20 protein-coding genes and 1 pseudogene are annotated in these 20,039 nt (G+C 62.8%); 15 read left to right on the forward strand and 6 right to left on the reverse strand.

Annotation, left to right across the window (positions count from 1 at the left end; all coding sequences use genetic code 11):
- The first annotated feature begins 38 nt into the window (after nucleotides 1-38).
- Both I6F35_RS36030 and I6F35_RS36035 read left to right on the forward strand, forming a co-directional pair.
- Complete coding sequence (locus I6F35_RS36030; protein ID WP_225122374.1) at nucleotides 39-389, forward strand: DUF6665 family protein; 351 nt, start codon at nucleotides 39-41, stop codon at nucleotides 387-389.
- Between the two features lie 53 nt (nucleotides 390-442).
- Nucleotides 443-676 (forward strand): hypothetical protein, encoded by a 234-nt coding sequence (locus I6F35_RS36035; RefSeq protein ID WP_225122375.1) that lies wholly within the window; start codon nucleotides 443-445, stop codon nucleotides 674-676.
- A gap of 97 nt (nucleotides 677-773) precedes the next feature.
- Here the strand turns inward: I6F35_RS36035 and I6F35_RS36040 are convergent, their stop codons facing one another.
- Nucleotides 774-1,715, reverse strand: a complete 942-nt coding sequence (locus I6F35_RS36040; protein ID WP_225122376.1) for a hypothetical protein — start codon at nucleotides 1,713-1,715, stop codon at nucleotides 774-776.
- 238 nt (nucleotides 1,716-1,953) lie between these two features.
- Here I6F35_RS36040 and I6F35_RS36045 point away from each other — a divergent pair, with 238 nt between their 5' ends.
- Both I6F35_RS36045 and I6F35_RS36050 read left to right on the forward strand, forming a co-directional pair.
- Entirely contained in the window at nucleotides 1,954-2,739 is a 786-nt protein-coding gene (locus I6F35_RS36045; protein ID WP_225122377.1) for a DUF4239 domain-containing protein, read from the forward strand.
- 168 nt (nucleotides 2,740-2,907) lie between these two features.
- Nucleotides 2,908-4,233, forward strand: coding sequence for an MFS transporter (locus I6F35_RS36050; RefSeq protein ID WP_225122378.1), 1,326 nt, complete (start codon nucleotides 2,908-2,910; stop codon nucleotides 4,231-4,233).
- Between the two features lie 150 nt (nucleotides 4,234-4,383).
- Here I6F35_RS36050 and I6F35_RS36055 read toward each other — a convergent pair whose 3' ends face one another.
- The 3 genes from I6F35_RS36055 to I6F35_RS36065 all read right to left on the reverse strand — a co-directional run bounded on the left by I6F35_RS36055 (nucleotide 4,384) and on the right by I6F35_RS36065 (nucleotide 7,353).
- Complete coding sequence (locus tag I6F35_RS36055) at nucleotides 4,384-5,472, reverse strand: TRAP transporter substrate-binding protein (protein WP_225122379.1); 1,089 nt, start codon at nucleotides 5,470-5,472, stop codon at nucleotides 4,384-4,386.
- A gap of 195 nt (nucleotides 5,473-5,667) precedes the next feature.
- On the reverse strand, nucleotides 5,668-6,798 hold the full coding sequence (locus I6F35_RS36060; protein ID WP_225122380.1) for an Mrp/NBP35 family ATP-binding protein: 1,131 nt from the start codon (nucleotides 6,796-6,798) through the stop codon (nucleotides 5,668-5,670).
- A gap of 117 nt (nucleotides 6,799-6,915) precedes the next feature.
- The gene (locus I6F35_RS36065) at nucleotides 6,916-7,353 is read right to left on the reverse strand and encodes a VOC family protein (RefSeq protein ID WP_225122381.1); all 438 of its coding nucleotides are present in this window, start codon (nucleotides 7,351-7,353) and stop codon (nucleotides 6,916-6,918) included.
- Nucleotides 7,354-7,644: 291 nt separating this feature from the next.
- Here I6F35_RS36065 and I6F35_RS36070 point away from each other — a divergent pair, with 291 nt between their 5' ends.
- From I6F35_RS36070 to I6F35_RS36085, 4 genes are all read left to right on the forward strand, one after another.
- Entirely contained in the window at nucleotides 7,645-8,514 is an 870-nt protein-coding gene (locus tag I6F35_RS36070) for an NAD(P)-dependent oxidoreductase (RefSeq protein WP_225122382.1), read from the forward strand.
- 465 nt (nucleotides 8,515-8,979) lie between these two features.
- Entirely contained in the window at nucleotides 8,980-10,581 is a 1,602-nt protein-coding gene (locus I6F35_RS36075) for a HAMP domain-containing sensor histidine kinase (protein WP_225122383.1), read from the forward strand.
- Nucleotides 10,582-10,623: 42 nt separating this feature from the next.
- The gene (locus I6F35_RS36080; protein ID WP_225122384.1) at nucleotides 10,624-10,827 is read left to right on the forward strand and encodes a DUF1289 domain-containing protein; all 204 of its coding nucleotides are present in this window, start codon (nucleotides 10,624-10,626) and stop codon (nucleotides 10,825-10,827) included.
- 25 nt (nucleotides 10,828-10,852) lie between these two features.
- On the forward strand, nucleotides 10,853-11,407 hold the full coding sequence (locus I6F35_RS36085; protein ID WP_225122385.1) for a TIGR02281 family clan AA aspartic protease: 555 nt from the start codon (nucleotides 10,853-10,855) through the stop codon (nucleotides 11,405-11,407).
- On the opposite strand, the gene dusA is transcribed toward I6F35_RS36085, so the two are convergent.
- Entirely contained in the window at nucleotides 11,369-12,364 is a 996-nt protein-coding gene (dusA, locus tag I6F35_RS36090; protein WP_225122386.1) for a tRNA dihydrouridine(20/20a) synthase DusA, read from the reverse strand. The two genes, I6F35_RS36085 and dusA, sit on opposite strands and share 39 nt — an antisense overlap.
- 135 nt (nucleotides 12,365-12,499) lie before the next feature.
- Between dusA and I6F35_RS36095 the strand changes: the two genes are divergently transcribed.
- Nucleotides 12,500-13,636, forward strand: coding sequence for a site-specific integrase (locus I6F35_RS36095; RefSeq protein WP_225122387.1), 1,137 nt, complete (start codon nucleotides 12,500-12,502; stop codon nucleotides 13,634-13,636).
- A 371-nt stretch (nucleotides 13,637-14,007) separates the two neighbouring features.
- Here the strand turns inward: I6F35_RS36095 and I6F35_RS36100 are convergent, their stop codons facing one another.
- Nucleotides 14,008-15,450 (reverse strand): DUF2235 domain-containing protein, encoded by a 1,443-nt coding sequence (locus tag I6F35_RS36100; protein WP_249792864.1) that lies wholly within the window; start codon nucleotides 15,448-15,450, stop codon nucleotides 14,008-14,010.
- Between the two features lie 303 nt (nucleotides 15,451-15,753).
- Here I6F35_RS36100 and I6F35_RS36105 point away from each other — a divergent pair, with 303 nt between their 5' ends.
- The 6 genes and pseudogenes from I6F35_RS36105 to I6F35_RS36130 form a co-directional block, all read left to right on the forward strand.
- Nucleotides 15,754-16,545: a patatin-like phospholipase family protein gene (locus I6F35_RS36105; RefSeq protein WP_225122389.1), complete on the forward strand. Its 792-nt coding sequence runs from the start codon at nucleotides 15,754-15,756 to the stop codon at nucleotides 16,543-16,545.
- On the forward strand, nucleotides 16,475-16,900 hold the full coding sequence (locus tag I6F35_RS36110; protein WP_225122390.1) for a hypothetical protein: 426 nt from the start codon (nucleotides 16,475-16,477) through the stop codon (nucleotides 16,898-16,900). The genes I6F35_RS36105 and I6F35_RS36110 overlap by 71 nt, the downstream gene beginning before the upstream one ends.
- Before the next feature lie 2 nt (nucleotides 16,901-16,902).
- Complete coding sequence (locus tag I6F35_RS36115; RefSeq protein ID WP_225122391.1) at nucleotides 16,903-17,958, forward strand: cyclic GMP-AMP synthase DncV-like nucleotidyltransferase; 1,056 nt, start codon at nucleotides 16,903-16,905, stop codon at nucleotides 17,956-17,958.
- Nucleotides 17,959-17,998: 40 nt separating this feature from the next.
- Nucleotides 17,999-18,388, forward strand: a pseudogene (locus tag I6F35_RS36120) (E2/UBC family protein); the annotation flags it as partial.
- Nucleotides 18,389-18,810: 422 nt separating this feature from the next.
- Nucleotides 18,811-19,737 (forward strand): ThiF family adenylyltransferase, encoded by a 927-nt coding sequence (locus tag I6F35_RS36125; protein WP_225122392.1) that lies wholly within the window; start codon nucleotides 18,811-18,813, stop codon nucleotides 19,735-19,737.
- A partial coding sequence (locus I6F35_RS36130; protein WP_225122393.1) for a Mov34/MPN/PAD-1 family protein occupies nucleotides 19,734-20,039 on the forward strand: 306 nt, incomplete at its 3' end. The genes I6F35_RS36125 and I6F35_RS36130, both read left to right, overlap by 4 nt.

The following is a 20,039-nucleotide window of genomic DNA, read 5'->3' on the forward strand; positions in this document are numbered from 1 at the left end:
CGTTGCGCCTGCGACCTGTGCGGCGCTATATATAAGCGATGTCCCGCGATTTTCGCCTTCATCGGGTCCCCGTCGACGTTCTCGACTATGAGATCGCCCAAGAGCAGGCCGTTGCGCTCGGGCGGATTGGGCGCGCGCTGGAGAAGGCGCTCGCCAGGCTGCGGGAGTTCGATGCCGCCCATCACCGCTCGGGTGCACCGGAGCCAGCGCGGCAGGCACGGCGCGCCCTGGTGACTGAGGCCGGCCACGCGCTCTGGATGTTCGTGGTGCAGCGAGAGGCGTGCGGCCTGCGCGACAGCCGTACTCTCATTCGCGACTATGACGTGCCGGACGAGGTGCAGCAGTGCATGGGGCCGGTCCTCGCCACATCGATGCGGACCGCGGGATAACTTACTGAGTTTCGATTCCAAAGGTGAACCCGGGCCTCGAACAGGCAACATTCATGTGCCGCAAGATTCGCGGGTTTGCGATCTTCTCGGCGCCGCCGCAAACGCCGGCATCGGATGTGCTGTTCGGTTTAGCGAATGCACAAGGCCTGTTCTGGCAGATTCGTGCTTTTATGAAATCGCCAGCAAGTTTTTTCCCGACGGAGAGTGGCGGCACTGTCAGAGTGATCTTATTGCTTTGGACCGGCTGCGATGAACGCATGGCAGAGGGACTACCCGACGCGTTGTGATGACGCCGGAGGCGCTGCAATCCTATGGCTGGCGCGTGGCGTTCCTGCTCGGAGTCGTATGCCTGCCGTTCGGGTACGTCCGCTTAAGCGCCCATCGCTATGGACCACGAGCCTTGACGAGTCTGAGCGCCTCCCACCATTTTCTGAGCGGCTGGTAGTAAGGATCGGTAACAAGCTCACGATTGGGGAGTCCGGTTGCGACGATCGTCGTATACATGTCAGATCGGGCCACAAAAATCTGACGCATGAGAAAGTATTCGTCATATTTCTTGGCTGGCTTCATCGGATTGCCTGCGATCGTGAGTCCGCTGAATCTGAAGTAGCCGCGAAGATACGCCTTATTCTGCGTCCGATGCATCTTTTGAATTTCGAATCTGGCATCAGGCATTGCCTTGTCCCACATTCGGAGCCAATCGAAGAAGTTGAGCAATTCCTCGGTCGTCGGGTCGGCCCCGGCCCCGTGGCGGATCGAGCGCACGATGACAAATGGGTACATCCGCTTCAGCACGTGGCTATCGTCGATCGATACTTCCCCGGTGCCTTTCCATAGCAGGCACATTTTTTCTTCTTCGCCGGCGACGAGTTCATATCCAGCGCTCAGGTGCGGGTCTTCCATCAGGCTCGAACCAAACCATTCAGAGAAGATCTCTTTGAGAGTTGATCTCTTGAAAGTCCAGAGCGACGCGGGCAGCGTCTGTGCAAGCACAATGTTGAAGTCTCTGTGATGCTCTGCGGTTGGACCGAGACCGATCGGCACATCCGTCGGCTCCAGTTCACTAATGCTCGGAAACTGCTCATCGACCAGTGCCCCCGCGCCAGCTTGTTTCGTAAGACGATCCAGATCTCGCTGATGTTCGGAAACGAGATAGCCAATTTGCCTCTTGTAATCGTCTGTCTCTCGCTTGTTGAGATAGCTGGCCGCTCGCCAACCTGCCGCAAGTACGGCGCCATATGACGCAACGACGGATCCCAAGAGCGTGGCAGCTGCGCCAGGATGAGCGACAAGCAAATCAATTATCGGCTTGGTTTCATCCGGCATCAGACAAAAACCCGCGGAGCATCAAAAGCCCCTGACAGTCGGAAACATCAACGTCAAAGAACGATAACCAGCATAACTGCACCATAGCCACATTTCAAGTTGTGATAGAGCCGAGAAAGAAATGCTATCCTTCGGCTTCAGACGCGGATGCAAAATCGGGCCGATCGTGCCGCGTTGAGGCCAGGCGAGTGGCCACAAATTTGCAGCGCGAGCTTAGTATACTGGTGGGGAAACGCGGATGAGCGACTGGTTACACAATCTTTCGGTGCCGTGGATGGCGCTCGCCATCTTCGCCTTCACCTATCTTCTTGCGATGCTGATTTTCGCGGGCGTTACGATAGTATCGACCAAGGGCCGAACAGCTTCATTCAAGTCGGTCTCTCCCGGCATGTTGCCGGTACTCGGCATCATATTCGGCCTGTTTGTTGCCTTCACCGCGTCGCAGGTCTGGAGTGACAGTGATCGCGCCAGCTCGGCGGTAAGCCGCGAAGCCAGTTCGCTGCGAGCGGTCATCCTTCTCGCTGGCGGTTTGCCTGCAGAGCAGGAGACGCGCTTGCGCAGCCTCGTTCGTGACTACGTCGAGCAAACAGTAGCCGTCGAATGGCCAATGATGGCGCGCAAAACTGCTTCGCTAACGGTGGATCCCCCCGCTCTCGCCCAGGTGCTGCAGCTCGTCGTTTCGATCTCGGCGCAAGGTGCAGGCCAGCAGACGGCGCAACGCGAAATCATCACAGCCTTGCAGTCCGCGCTGGACGCACGAAGACAACGGATCATCGTCAGCCAGTCAGAAGTCAATTCGGTCAAGTGGTTGTGCCTCTACCTGCAGGCCATATGCGAGTTGCTGGTGATCGCCCTCGTTCACTGCGATAATCGGTTGGGATCAGCAATCGCGATGTGGCTGTTCGCGACCGGAGCGGCAACCTCGGTTTTGCTGATTGCCACTCATGATCGGCCATTCACGGGCCAGATTTCGATAGGGCCCGCGCCGTTGCTGCAAATCATGCCCGAGAAGACGGCAAGCTGATATGCGTCGGGTTGTACCGACATTTTTTTGGGCGGCTAACAGCCGTCCATCTCGAACTAGTGACCGCGGCTGCGATGCGCGCATGGCAGAAGGACGTTCCCGATGCGTTGTAAGTACTCGCGAGAGGACGAATAATGCTCACCATTGAATCGCTCAGGGAAGGTGCGATTGTCGCTTGCCGTTGAGGAGACCAAAGAGTTCGGCGTGAAACGCGCAGCCTTTGCCGCCACGATCGGCAATATGCTCGAATTCTATGATTTCATCACCTACAGCTTCTTCGCCATACAGATCGGGCACACGTTCTTCCCGACGCAAGGCGAGTATGGCAGCCTGATGCTGTCGCTCGCGACCTTCGGCGCGGGCTTTGTCACGCGACCGATCGGCGGGATCGTGCTTGGCATCTATTCCGATCGTGTCGGCCGGCGGCCGGCCATGCTGCTCAGCTTTGCGTTGATGGGGAGCGCGATCCTGGCGATCTCGATCACGCCGTCCTACAACACCATCGGCATTGCGGCGCCGATCATTGTGATCGTGGCGCGCATGCTGCAGGGATTTGCGCTCGGCGGCGAGGTCGGGCCGACGACGGCCTATCTTCTGGAAATCGCGCGGCCCGAACGCCGGGCGCTGGTGGTTTCGTGGCAGCCGACGAGCCAGCAGATAGCCGCGACCACGGGCGCACTGGTCGGCTTCCTCCTGAGCAGGACGATGACGCCGGAGGCGCTGCAATCCTACGGCTGGCGCGTGGCGTTCCTGCTCGGAGTCGTATGCCTGCCGTTCGGGTTCTGGATGCGCCGGACGCTGCCGGAAACGATCCCGCAGGATGACAGCGGCGCGCGGCCCACCGAACGCTCGGGCCATCTCACGCTGGCGGGCCGGCACGTCCGCCTGATCGTGCTGGCGCTGATGATCCTGGCGAGCGGCACGATCTCGACCTATGTGACGCAATACATGACCACCTATGCGCAGAACACGCTCCATGTGGCGCCGTCTCTGGCCTTCGCCACCTCGCTCGTCAGCAATGGTCTTGGGATCGCAGGCGCGCTGCTGGGAGGCTGGCTCGCCGACCTCGTTGGTCGCAAGCCGGTCATGATCTACCCGCAGCTTGTCGCGCTCGCGCTGACCTATCCGATCTTCCTTTGGATCGCCGGTGCACCCGGCGCATGGTCGCTGCTGTTCGGTTTCGGCGCGCTCTCGCTGATCGGATCGCTGCCGTTCACCGCTTTCTATGCGACTTTCACCGAGGCGCTGCCCCAACAGATCCGCGGCGGCGTGTTCGCCACCGTCTACGCGGTTGCGATCGCAAGCTTTGGCGGCACCGCGCAGCTCGTGGTGACGTGGCTCCTCCATGTTTCAGGCGATCCGCTGGCGCCCGCCTGGTACCTCTTGCTTGCGGCCGTCGTCGGACTGATCGCGATGAGCCTGATGCCCGAGACGGCGCCGATGAAGGTGCAGGCTGCAGCGCCGACTCCTCGCCCGAGCGAAGCGAATCCATAACCCGGGCAGCGCTGCACTTCAGGCGGACGACGGGAGGCCATGGCGCATAGCCTCCCCCTCGAGCTGGAGCGACCGCTTAAACCCAGGACATCGGCGCGCAAAAAAGCCCGGCCCCACATGGGGACCGGGCTGTTCGTCTACTGCTTCTGATCAGCCGCGGGTGCGCGAGCGGATCATGAAGCTGTCGTAGGTGTATTCGGCGACCTGCCACCACAGATATTCGTCGGAGCGATAGGCCTGCATCGCGTCGATCGACTTCTTGAAGTCGGGGTTCTTGGCGGAGATCTCGCTCCACAATTCGTTGGTCGACTTCAGACAGGCTTCCAGCACCTCGTTGGTGAACGGGCGGAGCTGCGTGCCGCCGGCAACCAGCCGCTTCAGCGCGGTCGGATTCTGCAGGTCGTAGCGCGCGGCCATCCAGGTGTTGGCATTCGCCGTCGCATTGGCGAGGATCGCCTGATAGTTCTTCGGCAGCGCGTTCCACTTCTCGAGGTTGACGAAAGCGTGGACGGTCGGGCCGCCTTCCCAGAAGCCCGGATAGTAGTAGTACTTCGCGACCTTCTGGAAGCCGAGCTTCTCGTCGTCATAGGGGCCGACCCACTCGGCGGCGTCGATGGTGCCCTTTTCCAGCGCCGGATAGATGTCGCCGCCGGCAAGCTGCTGCGGCACCACGCCGACCTTCTGCAGGACCTGGCCGGCGATGCCGCCGATGCGCATTTTGAGGCCCGAGAGGTCGGCAACCGTCTTGATCTCCTTGCGGAACCAGCCGCCCATCTGGGTGCCCGTGTTGCCGCAGGGGAAACCGATCACGTTGAACTTCTTGAAGAACTCGTTGCCGAGCTGCTCACCGCCGCCCTGGTACCACCAGGAGTTCTGCTGCCGCGCATTGAGGCCGAACGGGACCGAGGCGTAGATCGCAAAGGTCGGATCCTTGCCGACATAGTAGTAGGCAACCGTATGCGACATCTCGACGGTGCCGGTCGAGGTCGAGTCCAGCGCCTGCAGGCCAGGAGCAATTTCACCGGCCGCGAACACCTGGATCTGGAATTTGTTGTCGGTCATCTCGGCGACGTATTTCGACAGCTGCTCGGCGCCGCCATAGATCGTGTCCAGCGACTTCGGAAAGCTCGAGGTCAAACGCCACTTGATTTCGGGAGAGGACTGCGCGATCGCCGGCGCGGCAACCGCGGTCGCGGCCGCACCGGCCGCAGAAACTTTCAAAAAGTCACGACGCTTCATCTTAAGGCATCTCCTTGCGGGGCGTTTCCCATTTGTCCCCAAAAGCATCTCCTCCGGGCGGGCGAATCCTCGGGCTCCGGGGCGCTCTGGCGGGGCCCTTTAACACGGATGGCGGCCCACGAAAACGCGACATTGGCATGACGGGACTGGACGAAAGTCGCAAGCCGCAAGGGGAAATAGCGGGCCAAACGGCCGTCAGGCGGCGGCGATCACACCTCGGAGCTGGTCGCGGACCTTGGCCCCGATTGCGCGGTAAATCGCCGCGTGCGGCCCGTCCGGCTCGCTGTCCACCACCGGATTACCGGAGTCCGAGGTGGTGCGGATCGCCATATGGAGAGGGATTTCGCCCAGGAACGGCACCCCCAGCCGCTCGGCCTCGTGGCGGGCGCCGCCATGGCCGAAAATGTCCGACCGCGTGCCGCAATGCGGGCACTGGAAATAGCTCATGTTCTCGACGATGCCGAGCACGGGCACGTTAACCTTTCTGAACATGGCGAGGCCCCGTCGTGCGTCGATCAGGGACAGGTCTTGCGGCGTGGAGATGATGATGGCGCCCTTGAGCGGCACGTTCTGCGCCAGCGTGAGCTGGGCATCGCCGGTGCCGGGCGGCATGTCGACCACCAGCACATCGAGCGTGCCCCAGGCGACGTCGCGCAGCATCTGCGTGAGCGCCGACATCACCATCGGGCCGCGCCAGATCATCGCGGTATCCTCCTCGACCAGGAAGCCGATCGACATGATCGAAAGCCCGAAGCGGGTGATCGGGATCATCTTCTTGTCGTCGTTGAGCGCGGGCTTCTCGCGGATGCCGGTCAGCCGCGGCACCGAGGGGCCATAGATGTCGGCATCGAGCAGGCCGACGCGGAGACCGAGATCACGCAGGCCGAGTGCGAGGTTGAGCGCCGTGGTCGATTTGCCGACACCGCCCTTGCCCGAGGCCACCGCGATGATCGCGGCGATCCCGGGAATTTCGGCCTGCCGCGACATCGGCGACGGCGCGCCCTGCGGCGGCCGATGCGTCGAGGCCGGCGCGACCCCGCCGCCAGCGTGACGGTGCGGCGGTGGCGACGCGGTGCCGGGCTTGCGCTCGGCCGTCAGCGCGATCATGGCCGCGGTGACGCCCGGAATGGCGCGCACGGCGCTCTCAGCCTGCGCACGCACGCTTTCCCAGGCGCGCGCTTCCGCGGCATCGACATTGATCGAGAAGAACACCTTGCCGTCGCTGACCGTGATCGGCGACAGCACGTTGGCATTGGTCAACGCGACGCCGCGTGGCGACGTCACGCCCGCCAATTGCTCCAGAACCTGTTGCTGCGTAACACTCACGGCCGCTCTCCTGCCGAAGATCTTCATGTTGAGGTCACAGATATGACGGATCGGCAGAAAAGGGTAGCTGTGCCAACACAATAGATTCTGCAGTTCACACCGTGCCCGAACAGGTTCCTACCTGCCGCCAATGTCGTCGGCGCGCTCGGCAGGGGCGTCGGCGCCCTGTTCCTTGGCGACTTCGTAGTTCAGCTCGATCATCACCCCATTGGGATCGTGCACAAAGATCTGCCAGAGGTCACCGCCCGGAACCTGCCGGGAATCGAACTTCATGCCCTTGGACTGCAGGCGCTGCTGCATCGCCGTGAACCCGCGGCTGACGAAGGCGACATGATGGACCACGCCGGAGTCCGGCTTCTGCGGCTCATCCGTCGGCGATATGTCCACGAGGTGAACCACCGGCTTGCCCTCGCTGTACATCCAGGCGCCGGGAAAGGCGAAATTCGGCCGGGCGCCCTTCTCCAGGCCTAACACGTCCTCGTAGAACTTGACGGTTTCGGCGAGTTTCCGGGTGCGGATGTTGAAATGATCGAGCACGCCTACGCTTGCGCCCATGTCTCACTCCCATTTTTGTGAGGTTTGTCGGTAAGTTATCATAACACACAAAAACAATGGATCATGATCCGAATAGACAGAGTCGGATCATGCTCTCATCTCTTTGTTTGCGCATGAATACCGGTTTCCAGCTTTCCGGATCACGCTCTTAGGAATATGTCAGTCAGACGAGCGTTGCCCTCCGCGGCGCAGCGTTTATGGTGCGGCCTCCCCCGCCTGAAAAACACCGTCCGGCCCGTCCAATGTCGCCGGCAGATCCAAGATAACCAGGCAAGAAACAAGGTAGCAGACATGGCTAAAGTCGCTTTTCTCGGTCTCGGCGTGATGGGTTTCCCCATGGCAGGACATCTCGTGAAGAAGGGGGGCCACGAGGTGACGGTATATAATCGGACGCCGGCAAAGGCGCAGGCCTGGGTTGAGAAATTCGGTGGCCGCGCGGCGCCGACGCCGAAGGCCGCGGCCGAAGGCCAGGACTTCGTGATGTGCTGCGTCGGCAATGACAACGATCTGCGCGCGGTCACGATCGGCGCGGACGGCGCGTTCGCCGGCATGAAGAAGGGCGCGACCTTCGTTGATCACACCACGGCTTCGGCTGAAGTCGCGCGCGAGCTCGATGCCGCCGCCGCCAAGGCCGGATTCAAATTCGTCGACGCCCCGGTGTCCGGCGGACAGGCCGGCGCCGAGAATGGCGTGCTGACGGTGATGTGCGGCGGCAAGGAAGACGCCTATGCCGGCGCCGAGCCCATCATCACGGCCTATGCGCGGATGTGCCAGCGGCTCGGACCGGCAGGCTCCGGCCAGCTCACCAAGATGGTCAACCAGATCTGCATCGCCGGCCTGGTGCAGGGCCTCTCCGAAGGCATCCACTTCGCCAAGAAGTCGGGGCTCGATGTCGCAGCCGTGATCGACGTGATTTCCAAGGGCGCGGCGCAATCCTGGCAGATGGAGAACCGCTACAAGACCATGAACGACGGCAAATATGATTTCGGTTTCGCGGTGGAGTGGATGCGCAAGGATCTCTCGATCTGCATCGCGGAGTCCCGCCGCAACGGTGCCAACCTGCCGGTGACCGCGCTGGTCGATCAGTTCTATTCCGAGGTCGAGAAGATGGGCGGCAAGCGCTGGGACACCTCGAGCCTGCTCGCGCGGCTGGAGCGTTAACGCCGCGCGCTGCTGTGAACGAGGCGGGCCTCATGGTTCGAGACGCGCCGCAAGCGGCGCTCCTCACCATGAGGGTCTAAGATTCCGCCGCGAAATCAGACCTCATCCTGAGGAGCCCGCCAAAGGCGGGCGTCTCGAAGGATGGGCAACGAAGGAACCGCCCACCAGATTCTATTTCATATGCGATAGCCCTGCCCCTGAAACGAGAAGGTTGGGGTGGGGGTCAGCCGCCGGCGCAGGCGTTCGTGGAGAGAGATGATCCCCACCCGGTTTGCGCTTTCAGCGCAAACCGAGCTCCCCTTTTCAAGGGGAGGTTTGAGGTGCATTCCTGCGCAAGGCCAAAGGTTAATTTAACCTCTCGTTAACGAGATTCTTTAGCTTTCTAAGTCATCGCTTAATGATTTGGCGCGAGAGATAGACAATGCAAAAGCCCGCGCGGTTCGCGGGCAGGATCTTGTGTTGTTAATGAGTGATCCCGCGGAAAAGCCTGAAGTTGTCCAGCTGCCGGCCGAGCCCCAGGCTGCCGCGCCGGTCAACAGTCGCCGCGCCGCAGCTCAGCGGGTGCGGGAGGCGCGGGATCGGTTAACATCAACCAGCGGGACCCGCCCCGCTTTCGACACCGAACTGCTCCGCCAATACGCCCAAACGAGAATCTCGGCATCCTACGTCGTGATGCTGCTGGTGATCGCCACCGGCGTGCTGTTCGGCGCATGGCGGGACCCGATCATGGCGGCCGCCTGGACCATCGGCATACTCGGCGTTCATGCCGCGACGGTGAAAACCTGCGCCAGGTTCCTGAAGGAGTCCCCCTCGCCTGCCGCGACGCGCAAATGGCGGACGCGCTTCGTGCTGCTCGACCTGCTCTACGGCTTGTTCTGGACGGTGATCCTCACCCACCCCGCAGGCACGGACGCCGCCTCCAATGCGCTGATGATGTTCCTGATGCTGCTGGTGATCGCGGTCTCCAGCATGCTCGCGGCCAGCCTTCCGATCGCGGCGTTGGCGGCCACGGCGCCGGTGACGATTGCGATCGCGGTCAGCTTTGTGCTGAGCGGCTCCTTCGACAATTACGTGTTCGCGCTGCTCGCACTCGGCGCCGAGGGCTATTTCGCGCTGCTGGCCCACCGCCTGCATTCGACCACGCTCGCCACGCTGCAGGCGCGTGCCGAGAAGGATGTGCTGATCGCCGAGCTCGAGCAGTCCAAGGCGATCTCCGACGAGGCGCGGCACCGCGCCGAAGCCGCCAACGTCGCCAAGTCGCGCTTCCTGGCGCAGATGAGCCATGAGCTGCGCACGCCCCTGAACGCCATCCTCGGCTTCTCGGAGGTGATGAAGAGCGAGATCTTCGGTGCGCATGCGGTGCCGGTCTACAAGGAGTATTCGTCCGACATCCACAATTCCGGCGTCCACCTGCTCAATCTGATCAACGAGATCCTCGATTTGTCGCGGATCGAGGCCGGCCGCTACGAGCTCAACGAGGAAGCGGTCTCGCTGGTGCATGTCGTCGCCGACTGCCACCATCTGCTGAAGCTGCGTGCGACCAGCCGCGGCATCACCATCCACGAAGTATTCGAGCAGGGCATGCCGCGGATCTGGGTCGACGAGCGCGCCACGCGGCAGATCGTGCTCAACCTGTTGTCCAACTCGATCAAGTTCACCCCGCAGGGCGGTGAGATCTGGCTGAAGGTCGGCTGGACCGCCTCCGGCGGACAATATCTCAGCGTGAAGGACACCGGCTCCGGCATTGCCGAGGATGAGATTCCGATCGTGCTGGCATCGTTCGGCCAGGGCTCCAACTCGATCAAGTCGGCGGAACAAGGTGCGGGGCTGGGCTTGCCGATCGCCAAGAGCCTGATCGACCTGCATGGCGGCACCTTCACGCTGAAATCCAAGCTGCGCATCGGCACCGAGGTGATCGTGACCTTCCCGCCGGAGCGCGTGATGTCGGCGCTGGCGCCGATGGCCGAGGAAGCACCGCCGCTACAGCCGCAACCCTCGATTCCTTCGACCGACGACAAGCAAAGGGGGCGTCACAAGCCGATCATGAGTGCGGGCACCGGATTGTAGAGGTGCTTGCGGTCGCGATCGAATTCGTTTCACTATCGATGGATGAGCAAAGAAACGCCGTGTATCGCAGTCTGTATGATGGACCCCAGGACCAAGCTCTGCTTCGGCTGCGGGCGGACGCTGCCGGAGATCGCGCGCTGGCACAAGATGGAGAGCGCCGAGCGCCACGCCGTGATGGCGCTGTTGCCCGCGCGCATGGCGGAAGCGGGCCTGGAGCGCATGGACGCACACCCAAAGCGCACCTGATGCATTCGAGGCGGGAGGTGGTGTCATGAGCCGCCTCCTCCTCGTGCTGCTGCTGCTGGTTGCGACCGCAGGGGCGGTCGTCGCCTATGGCGATCCCGAACAGATCGCCCGCGCGAGCCACCAGGTCTCGCACATGCTGCGCGGAAACATCGTGGCGCCCGCCCCGGCCGTGCAAATTCCGCGGGGACAGGGCGGAGAGTTCGCGCTGCGTGCCAAGATCAATGGCGTCAGCGCGCCGATGGTGATCGACACCGGCGCCACCTCGGTGGTGTTGACGTGGGAGACCGCGAAGGCGATCGGGCTGCCGATCGAGATGCTCGAATATAACGTCGATCTCGAAACCGCCGGCGGCCACACCAAGGCGGCGCGGCTGACGCTCGATCGCCTCGCCGTCGGTCAATTGGTCGAAAAATCGATTCCGGCGCTGGTGGTGCCGCGCGGCCAGATGAAGACGAATTTACTTGGCATGAGCTTCCTGGATCGGCTGGAAAGCTGGGGCGTGCGCGCCGACAAGCTGATGCTGACCGGCTACCCCGACGTGCTAAGCCGCCATCGGCGCGGCCGCACGGCTTCCAATTAGCGCGATCGCCTCGCGCAGCACGTCTGCGCCCGCGCCCGGCCGCGTGCCATGCTCGGCGAGATGGCGGCGAAAGGCGCGCGCGCCCGACACGCCGAAGAATGCGCCGACGAAATGCCGCGTGATCGCATGCAGCCTTTTGCCGCGCGCGAGCTCCTCCTCGATATAGGGGATCATCGCTTCGAGCGCCTCCTGCATCGTCGTATACGGCGCCGCCTCGTCGAACAGATCGGGGTCGACCGACAGCAATCGCCACGGCTCCTGATAGGCCGCGCGACCGAGCATCACACCATCGACATAGGCAAGGTGCCGCTTCGCCTCGTCGAGGCTCGCGATGCCGCCATTGATGATGATGGGAACATGGGGCATGGCGGCTTTCAGCCGATAGACGCGTTCATAGTCGAGCGGCGGGATGTCGCGGTTCTCCTTCGGCGACAGGCCGTTGAGCCAGGCCTTCCGGGCGTGCACGATCAGCACATCCGCACCCGCCTCGATGACGCCGCGCGCCAGCGTATCCAGCGCCAGTTCCGGATCCTGGTCGTCGATCCCGATGCGGCATTTCACCGTGACGGGAACCCTCACCGCGCGCTTCATCGCCGCGACGCCCTCGGCAACGAGCGCCGGCTCCGCCATCAGGCACGCGCCGAACCGGCCATCCTTGACGCGATCGGATGGGCAGCCGACATTGAGGTTGATCTCGTCATAGCCGAAATCCTCGCCGATCCGGGCCGCAGCCGCGAGCTCGCGCGGATCGGAACCGCCGAGCTGCAGCGCCACCAGATGCTCGCTCGCATCAAACCCAAGCAGCCGCGCGCGGTCGCCATGAACGACGGCGCCGGTGGTCAGCATCTCCGTATAAAGCCGAGCCCGCCGCGAAAGCCGCCGATGGAAGACGCGGCAGTGGCGATCGGTCCAGTCCATCATCGGGGCCACGGAAAAGCGATAATCTTGAGATTTCAATGATTTACCCTATGCTCTCAATAGGATGAAACACGAACGTGTGCACTCCAAACTAGCCGAAATTGCACACGTTTGTACCCGTTTTGACCTCTCAGTGCACACGTAGCGCACACGAATTGGGGAGTGCACACGGCCATGGCCAGCTTCACTCAATTGCCATCCGGGAACTGGCGCGTCCAGGTCCGCCGGAAGAACCGCTACGTGGCAGAGACCTTCCGCCGCCGCAAGGACGGCGAGGAATGGGCGCTCGACATCGAGCGCAACATCGACCGCAGCGGATCACCCAAACCGCGAGCATCACAAAAGGTCCGCACGTTCGGCGATCTCATCGATCTGCACGTCGAAGACATGCATGAAGTTGGTCGCCCCCCTCGCCGCTCCAAGGCGGCCGTCATGGAAGCGCTCAAGCTCTCCCTGGGGACTGTGAAAATTTCTCAACTCAATCGCGAGCGGTTGATCGAATTTGGGAGAAAGCGAGCGAAGGAAGGCGCTGGGCCGGCCACCCTTGCAATCGACCTGTCGTTCATCAGGACCATCGCAACCCATGCGGCCGCAGTTCACGGTATTGAAGTTTCGGCTGAGGAAGTTCGCTTAGCGCGTTTTGCATTGAAGCATTTGGGTCTGGTCGGCAAAGGCCAGGAACGAGATCGCCGACCAACCCAAGATGAGCTTGATGAGCTCATTGAATACTTCGAAAGCAGTCGTCGACAAATCATTCCGATGGGCCGCATCGTTCGCTACGCCGTTGCGACAACCATGCGGCAGGAGGAGATTTGCCGGCCCGACTGGCCGGACGTCGACATGAAGAAGCGGATCCTGGTGATCCGTGACCGCAAGGATCCGCGGGAGAAGGAGGGCAACGACCAAAAGGTCCCGCTTCTCAACCTGACCGGTTACGATGCGTGGGAGATCCTACTTCAGCAGCGGATCATCACCAGAGGTCAGGGTCGCGTATTCCCATTCAACCATCGCTCAGTGAGCGCGGCGTTCACGCGAGCCTGCGACACGTTGAAGATCGAGGATCTGCACTTTCACGACCTTCGTCACGAAGGCACCAGCCGCCTCTTTGAGGCCGGACTCCCTATCGAGAAGGTCGCGCTGGTGACCGGCCACAAGGATTGGCGGGCACTGCAACGCTACACCAACTTGAAGCCCGAAGAGCTTCACAAGCTTCAAACTGTAGCGCAGCCATCCCTGGAACAATTCGTCCAAACGCTCGCGAATGGCGAACTTGCAAGGGTGGCTGTGGCGGGGAAAGCCGCAGAACCATAGTGACGGTGTTACGAGCAGGCGCCTCGCAGATTGCTAGGAGCTGACTTGGGCACGCCACAGTAATTTCTCCTCCCAAGCAGCCCCGCTAGACGTGGGTTTATGGTGCGCTCGGAGGGCGTTCGCATTTGCTGCGATTTCAATAGCTTATCCCAACGGCGTGGATCGAAAGGTTTCTATCAGCCCCAAAGGGCCTTTCAACACCAGTTGCCCCAATCGTAGATCAGTTCTCACGCGATCTCCCGTCGCATTCAATCAATTGTCGGACTGCCTCGGACTCATAATCTGTCGGCCGGCACCATGGTCCTAGTCGGAAACAGCGACCGCTCAGGCGCCTGCGGCCTTCGCCTGGCTTTTCCGTCCAAGCCATAGGACTACGGGCTCTGTTGCTCGGACATCGTCGATCGCGCCTCGGAGCCACTGTCCGGATAATATTCCCCGAGCTTCGAATGGCGCGCCAGATTCCTAGGTCGGTAGAGCGCCAGTTCGTAATAGTGCTGAACGCCGTCTTTGGCGGCGAGGCGCTCCAACACGCTGGGGTGCAGGATGGCTTCCGGCTGGACTTCGCGGAGCCCTTCGGCCCACTTGAAGCGCCCCCCGAGCCGGCCGGGCTCGCGCTCGTCGTGCTGCGGACCGAGCGAATCGGGATTGAGTTTGAGATATCGCTCGTCGACCTTGATGCCGAAGCCGTTCGCAGTCTGCCCATCGGGGAGATTTCTGGCTGCGCGAACCATCCAATCGAGCGCGATATCGGACAAGCGTGCCTCGTTTTCGGGATAGCTGCCGCCTACGTCGCTGTGGTTGCCCGCGAACCAGATCTGCTGTAGCCAATCCGGATACTCGTCCGGACGTTCGGGTCCCTTGTTGTGAGCGCCTCCCCACGGCACCCTGGCGAAATCGGCGCGGTTCTCGTCGATCGACATGGCGTGGCGCGCATACCAGACAGCGTTGTTCAGGTGCAGGTCGTAGAACTGCATCTTGGGCGCCGCGAGATGAAGCGTCTGAAGGAACGAATGGTCTTTCAGGCCGGTCGCGAACTTCACATGAGTCGCGACGTATCCGAACAGCGCGGCGAGAGCCGTGACGCCTATCGACCAGAAGAAAGTCGGCAGGAACGGAAACAGGAAGAACGACTGTGCGAAGCTGGCTGCGAGGATGAAGAGCGCGGCGGAAGCGACCAGCGCCCCAGAGAGAAGATAGCTTCCCAAAGCCGCGACGGTGTCGAACACGCCAATGAAGAACGGCACCGCGTTCGGGCCACCCATCTGGTCGCTGCCGTACCGTTGCCGGAAGCGCTCGGCTAGAGCGACTCGCTGAGCCAGATACGCCGCATCCTTTGGCGAGCTGACGTGCTGGTATACCGTTTTGACGGCTTCGCGAGCGATCCGGGTCGTCGTTCCCACATCGCGACGCAGTGGCGACCCATCAGGCATCCTGGTCGGCACGCCGCAGAGCCCAATCACCGCCGCAAGACACCTCACCGTGTAGGCGCCTCGACTGAAGCCAAACAGGAAGATCCGGTCTCCTGGCCTCCACATGCGGATGATGGCTGCGTAGCAGTCGACGATGTTCGTCGTGATCCCGAGCCCAGTCGCTTGGCTCGCGACATTGTGGAGCCAGCGATAAGCCCGCGTCGCGAAGATCGCTCCTCCGGGGGCCTGGGAGCCAAGCCCGGCATCGTAGAACGCCAACTGGTCCGTAGGGTCGATCTCAGTGTCGGGGCCGCAGCGGCTCGCGCGGTACAGCTTGTAGATGTTCGACCGATTTTCGTCCGGTCGCAGACCGCCGGCCTGCCCCGTACCATCGGAAAAAATCAAGATATTCCGCCCCCTTAGGGACGACTTGTTAACTGCTACCTCATCGCTCATGGCAAAATCGGCCTACTGCAGGTTGAAGTTGGCCATGAAGCGCGTGCGATTCTTCAGATGCCAATATCTAGCGGCTCAAAAATTATGACTATCAACATCTTGAAGAATGGCGCACCCATCCCACGTGTTTGAGATATGTGCCCGAAATGCGGGCAGCGATTTTGAGCTCGGGGGGCCTATGCGGTTCGCGAACGAAAGCTCGCGCGCGCCGGCGCGCCAATTCAGCGGTCCAAGGGACCGGTTGGAGGACGCATGACCGCCGGTCGCGCTTTCCGCGTCCTGAGCCTGGACGGCGGCGGCATGCGCGGCACGTACACGGCGACCTATCTCGATCGCGTCGCGACAGCGTTCGCGCGGCGCAGGAAGCTCGATTCTCTCGATATAGGCAAGGGGTTCGACCTGATCGTCGGCACCAGCACCGGCGCGATCATCGGCTGCGCCCTCGCCGTCGGTAAGCCGCTTTCAGAAGTTGTCGCTCTTTATCGCAAGCACGGTCCGAAGATCTTCTCGAAAAAGCTTCCCTCAGGCCTGGTCGGCGTGGCTCCGGACCTCCTTCTGCGAAAAGGGGCTCTCGAGGCCGGCGAGTCCGAGCTGCTCGGCGCGCTCGTCGACACCATCGGCGAGGAGACCATGGCCGAGGTCTTCGAAAGGCGCGGCATCGCGCTGGCGTTTTCCGCCGTGGAGATGAGCCAGCATCGGGCTTGGGTTTTCAAGACACCCCATTTCGCCGCCACCAACCATCGCGACGACAACTACCGCCTTGCCGACGTCTGCCTCGCGTCCTCGGCCGCACCTCTCTATCGCTCGCTGGCCGCGATCGATCAGCCGGACGGCGGCGACGGCAACCCGTTCAACGTGTTCGCCGACGGCGGACTATGGGCCAACAATCCCGTCCTCCTGGGCCTGATCGAAGCGCTTGACGTGGCCGAGGTCTGGTCGCGAGATCCAGATCTTCTCGCTCGGGACGTGCCCCGTGCCGCAGGGCGAGCAAATACCGAGAGGCGACCGGCACCGCGGCCTCCCGGAATGGAAGTTCGGCGGTAACGCCGCGAGCCTGTCCGTCGACGCGCAAGAGTTCGCCTTCGACCACATGGCGCGAAAACTGACCAAGCACGTCAACCGCAAGTGCAGCATCGTGCGCTTCCCGCACGACAAGGTGCCGGCGACGCTAGTGCCCTACCTCTCGCTCGACGACACGCGGGAGGAGGCGATGAACGCGCTGATCACCCAGGCGCGGACCGACGCCGATATGACAAACAGCAAGTGCGCCTACCGCGACACCGATCCGGAGGCCGAGCTGATCTGCTCGCTGTTTGAAAGCACCCCTGCCCTTGAAGAGCCGCCGGCCGCTCGGCGATCGAGGGACATCGATACCGCGGCCACCAGCCTATCGAGGTGACCATGTACAATTGTTCCGACGACGTTCTCGCATACCACGACGACGAGGTGACGCTCCCGGGCGCGGAGCGCACCGCGATGAGGAAGCGGCGCGACGCCAACCGTGAGCGTTTGACCAAAGGCCTGTCCGAGGCCAAGAAGCCTGCGCCGCTCCAGTTCAAGTCGCAGGGCAGCTACGCCATGAGGACGATGACGCAGCATCCCGACAACGACTACGATATCGACGACGGCGTCTATTTCGCCAAGGAGGATCTGGTGGCCGAGCGCGGCGCTGAGATGACCGCGCTTCAAGCGCGTCAAATGGTGCGCGACGCCGTCGACGACGGGAGCTTCAAGACGCCGCCGGAAGTACGCAACAACTGCGTGCGCGTCTACTATGAGGCGGGGTATCACGTCGACCTACCGGTGTACCGCAGGGTCACAACCAAGGACGTGTTCGGGAAGGAGTCCCACTACTATGAACTCGCCAGCACCGACTGGAAGCGGTCGGATGCGCGAGATGTGACAGCGTGGTTCGAGAAGGAAAACGACACGCAGAGCCCGGACACCGAAAACGGGCGCCAGCTTCGTCGCGTCGTGCGCGAGATCAAGAAGTACGCCAGAAGCCGGTCGAGCTGGAAGGCCCTGATCCTGAGCGGCTTCGGCATCACCAAGCTCGTCACCGAGTGCTTCCGCGGCAACGCCGACCGCGAGGACAAGGCGCTGCAGGACACCATGACGGCCATCCGCGATCGCCTAAAGTGGAATTTGGTGGTGCAGCACCCCGTGACACCGGGCGACACCATCACCAAGGGCAACGATGATCCCAAGGCCAAATTTCTGCGCGAGAAGCTGGACGAAGCCTTGGCTAACCTCGCTCCGCTCTTCGACAGCGACTGCGACAGGAAGAAGGCGCTGAAGTGCTGGGACAAGGTATATGCCACCGAGTTCTTCAGCGACCGCCAAGAGCCGGTCAGCAAGGCCTCGAGCAGCGTGGCGGCCCCTGCGCTGGCGGGGTTGTTCTCCGGACGGGAGCCGGATGCGGCCGTCCGGAAGGATGGTGGCGGCCGGTATGCCTGATCGCGTGTCGCGGCCCCCCTCCTTCGAGGATGCGCTCCTCATGGTCGAGGACCGTATCCGACGGAGGCTGGGCGGCTTCGACCGGCTCGATCGGCGGGCTCTCGGCAAGTACGCGGCCCGGCAGCCGGCGGCCGGATGGCGGCTGACGATACCGACGCCGGAAGGGGACCGGCGCCTCGACGTCGTCGTGCCCAAGCAGTTCCCCTTTGCCCTTCCGCGGGTCGCCTTCGTCGGCCCGTCGATGTTCCTGAAGTGGGCCCATTTCGAGAGGGACGGCGTTCTCTGTCTCGACGGCGAGGGATTCGATGTCGATCGGCCCGGCGAGGTGGTGGCCGACCGCATCGCGTCCGCCTGCCGGCTCATCGGCGAGTGCGAGCGCGGCGAACGAGACGGCGACTTCGTCGACGAGTTTCTTTCCTACTGGGGCCAGGCTGCGAACGACGAAGGTGTTCCGATCTACAGCCTGTTGCCGCCGAACGGCCCGTCGAGGTTGGTCCGGGTCTGGCGCGGCAAGCGGTTCGTGCTGGTCGCGGACAGTGACGAGGCAATCGCAGCATGGTTGAAGAACCGCTTCGGCTCGGTCGACATCAAGACCCAGTCAGGAGCGCTCATCTGGCTCGATCGGCCGCCGCTGCCCGCCGCCTTCCCCAACAGCGGCGCGGCTGTTCGCCGACTCGCCGCGGAAGCCGGATTTACCGACGAGCAGCTCTGCGAACTTGTGATGCAGGACGCCAGCGGCGCCACCCTGCTGCTGGGGATCGACACGCCAGCCGGGCCCGCCCTCGCTTCCACCTGGGTCGCCCACCCCACCCGGCGCGGGCGGTCAATCCTCCGCGACGGCTTCAGGAAGAAATGGTGCCGGCGCAGATCGCCCTGGGTCGCTATTTCGGCGGCAGTCCGATCAAGCGCGCGAGCGTCGATCGGGCCGATGCGTCCTGGATTCACGGACGAGGAGCGAACCCGAGATTCGATCGCGTCCGTTGCGCGAAGGTCGCGGTCATCGGGTGCGGCTCGGTCGGCGCCGCCATCGCCGTCCTACTCGCCCAGTCGGGTATCGGCCGTTTCGTGCTCATCGATCCGGAACGGCTCGCCTGGGCGAACGTCGGCCGGCACCCGCTGGGCGCTCCCTTCGTCGGAACGCACAAGTGCGTCGGGCTTGCCCGCAAGATCCGGAGCGACTTCCCTCACGTCGCCTCCGTAGATGCGATCGCGCGCGACATCGAGAGCGTCATCATGGACGAGCTCGATGCCCTCGCCGATTGCGATGTCGTCGTCTCGGCGACCGGTTCGTGGGCCACCGAAGCGTTCCTCGACGTTTGGCACGTCGGCTCTGAGCTCGAGGGGCCGGTGGTCTACGGCTGGACCGAAGCCCATGCGACCGCCGGACACGCGGTCGCGATCGCCAAGAACGGCCGAAGGTTCCGGGAAGGCTTCGACGCCTGCGGAAAGCCCCATCTGCAGGTGACGGAGTGGTCCGGACCCACGACGCTGCGGGAGCCGGCGTGCGGCGCGGTCTTCCAGCCCTACGGAGCCGTCGAATTGACCTTCACTGTCGGCATGATTGCTGAGGTGGTTCTTCGCGCTCTCGATTGCCCGGTGACGGTATCGACACACGGTCTCTGGATCGGTCGGTCCGGACCGTTGAGAGCGGCAGGCGGCGACTGGGACCCACGTTGGCGATCCACCGTAGGCTTCCGCGACGAAGGAGGATTCGTGACACAACTTCCGTGGCCGGATGGCTCCCCCGCGGCCATGATCCCTGCCGAGGCGGCCGAATGATCGCGTACCCCGTCGGCCTTTCGGGACAGGCGCTGGTGTTCACGGACCCAGTCGTCGAAACCTTCTCGAAGAACAGACAACTGCGCTTCTGGCAGCGCGAGGCCGGCGGCCAACTGTTCGGTCGTTTCCACGACTCGAGGATCGAAGTCGTGGAGGCGACCGGCCCGAGACGGACTGATCGGCGAACCCGAACGTCGTACATCCCGGACAGGCGCGCCGAGCAGCGCGAGATCGACGATCGCTTCGGTCGCGGTCTGCATTTCGTCGGAGATTGGCACACGCATCCCGAAAGGATCCCGCAC

Origin of the sequence: Bradyrhizobium sp. BRP22 (assembly GCF_020194175.1) — a bacterium.
In the GTDB taxonomy this organism is placed as follows: domain Bacteria; phylum Pseudomonadota; class Alphaproteobacteria; order Rhizobiales; family Xanthobacteraceae; genus Bradyrhizobium.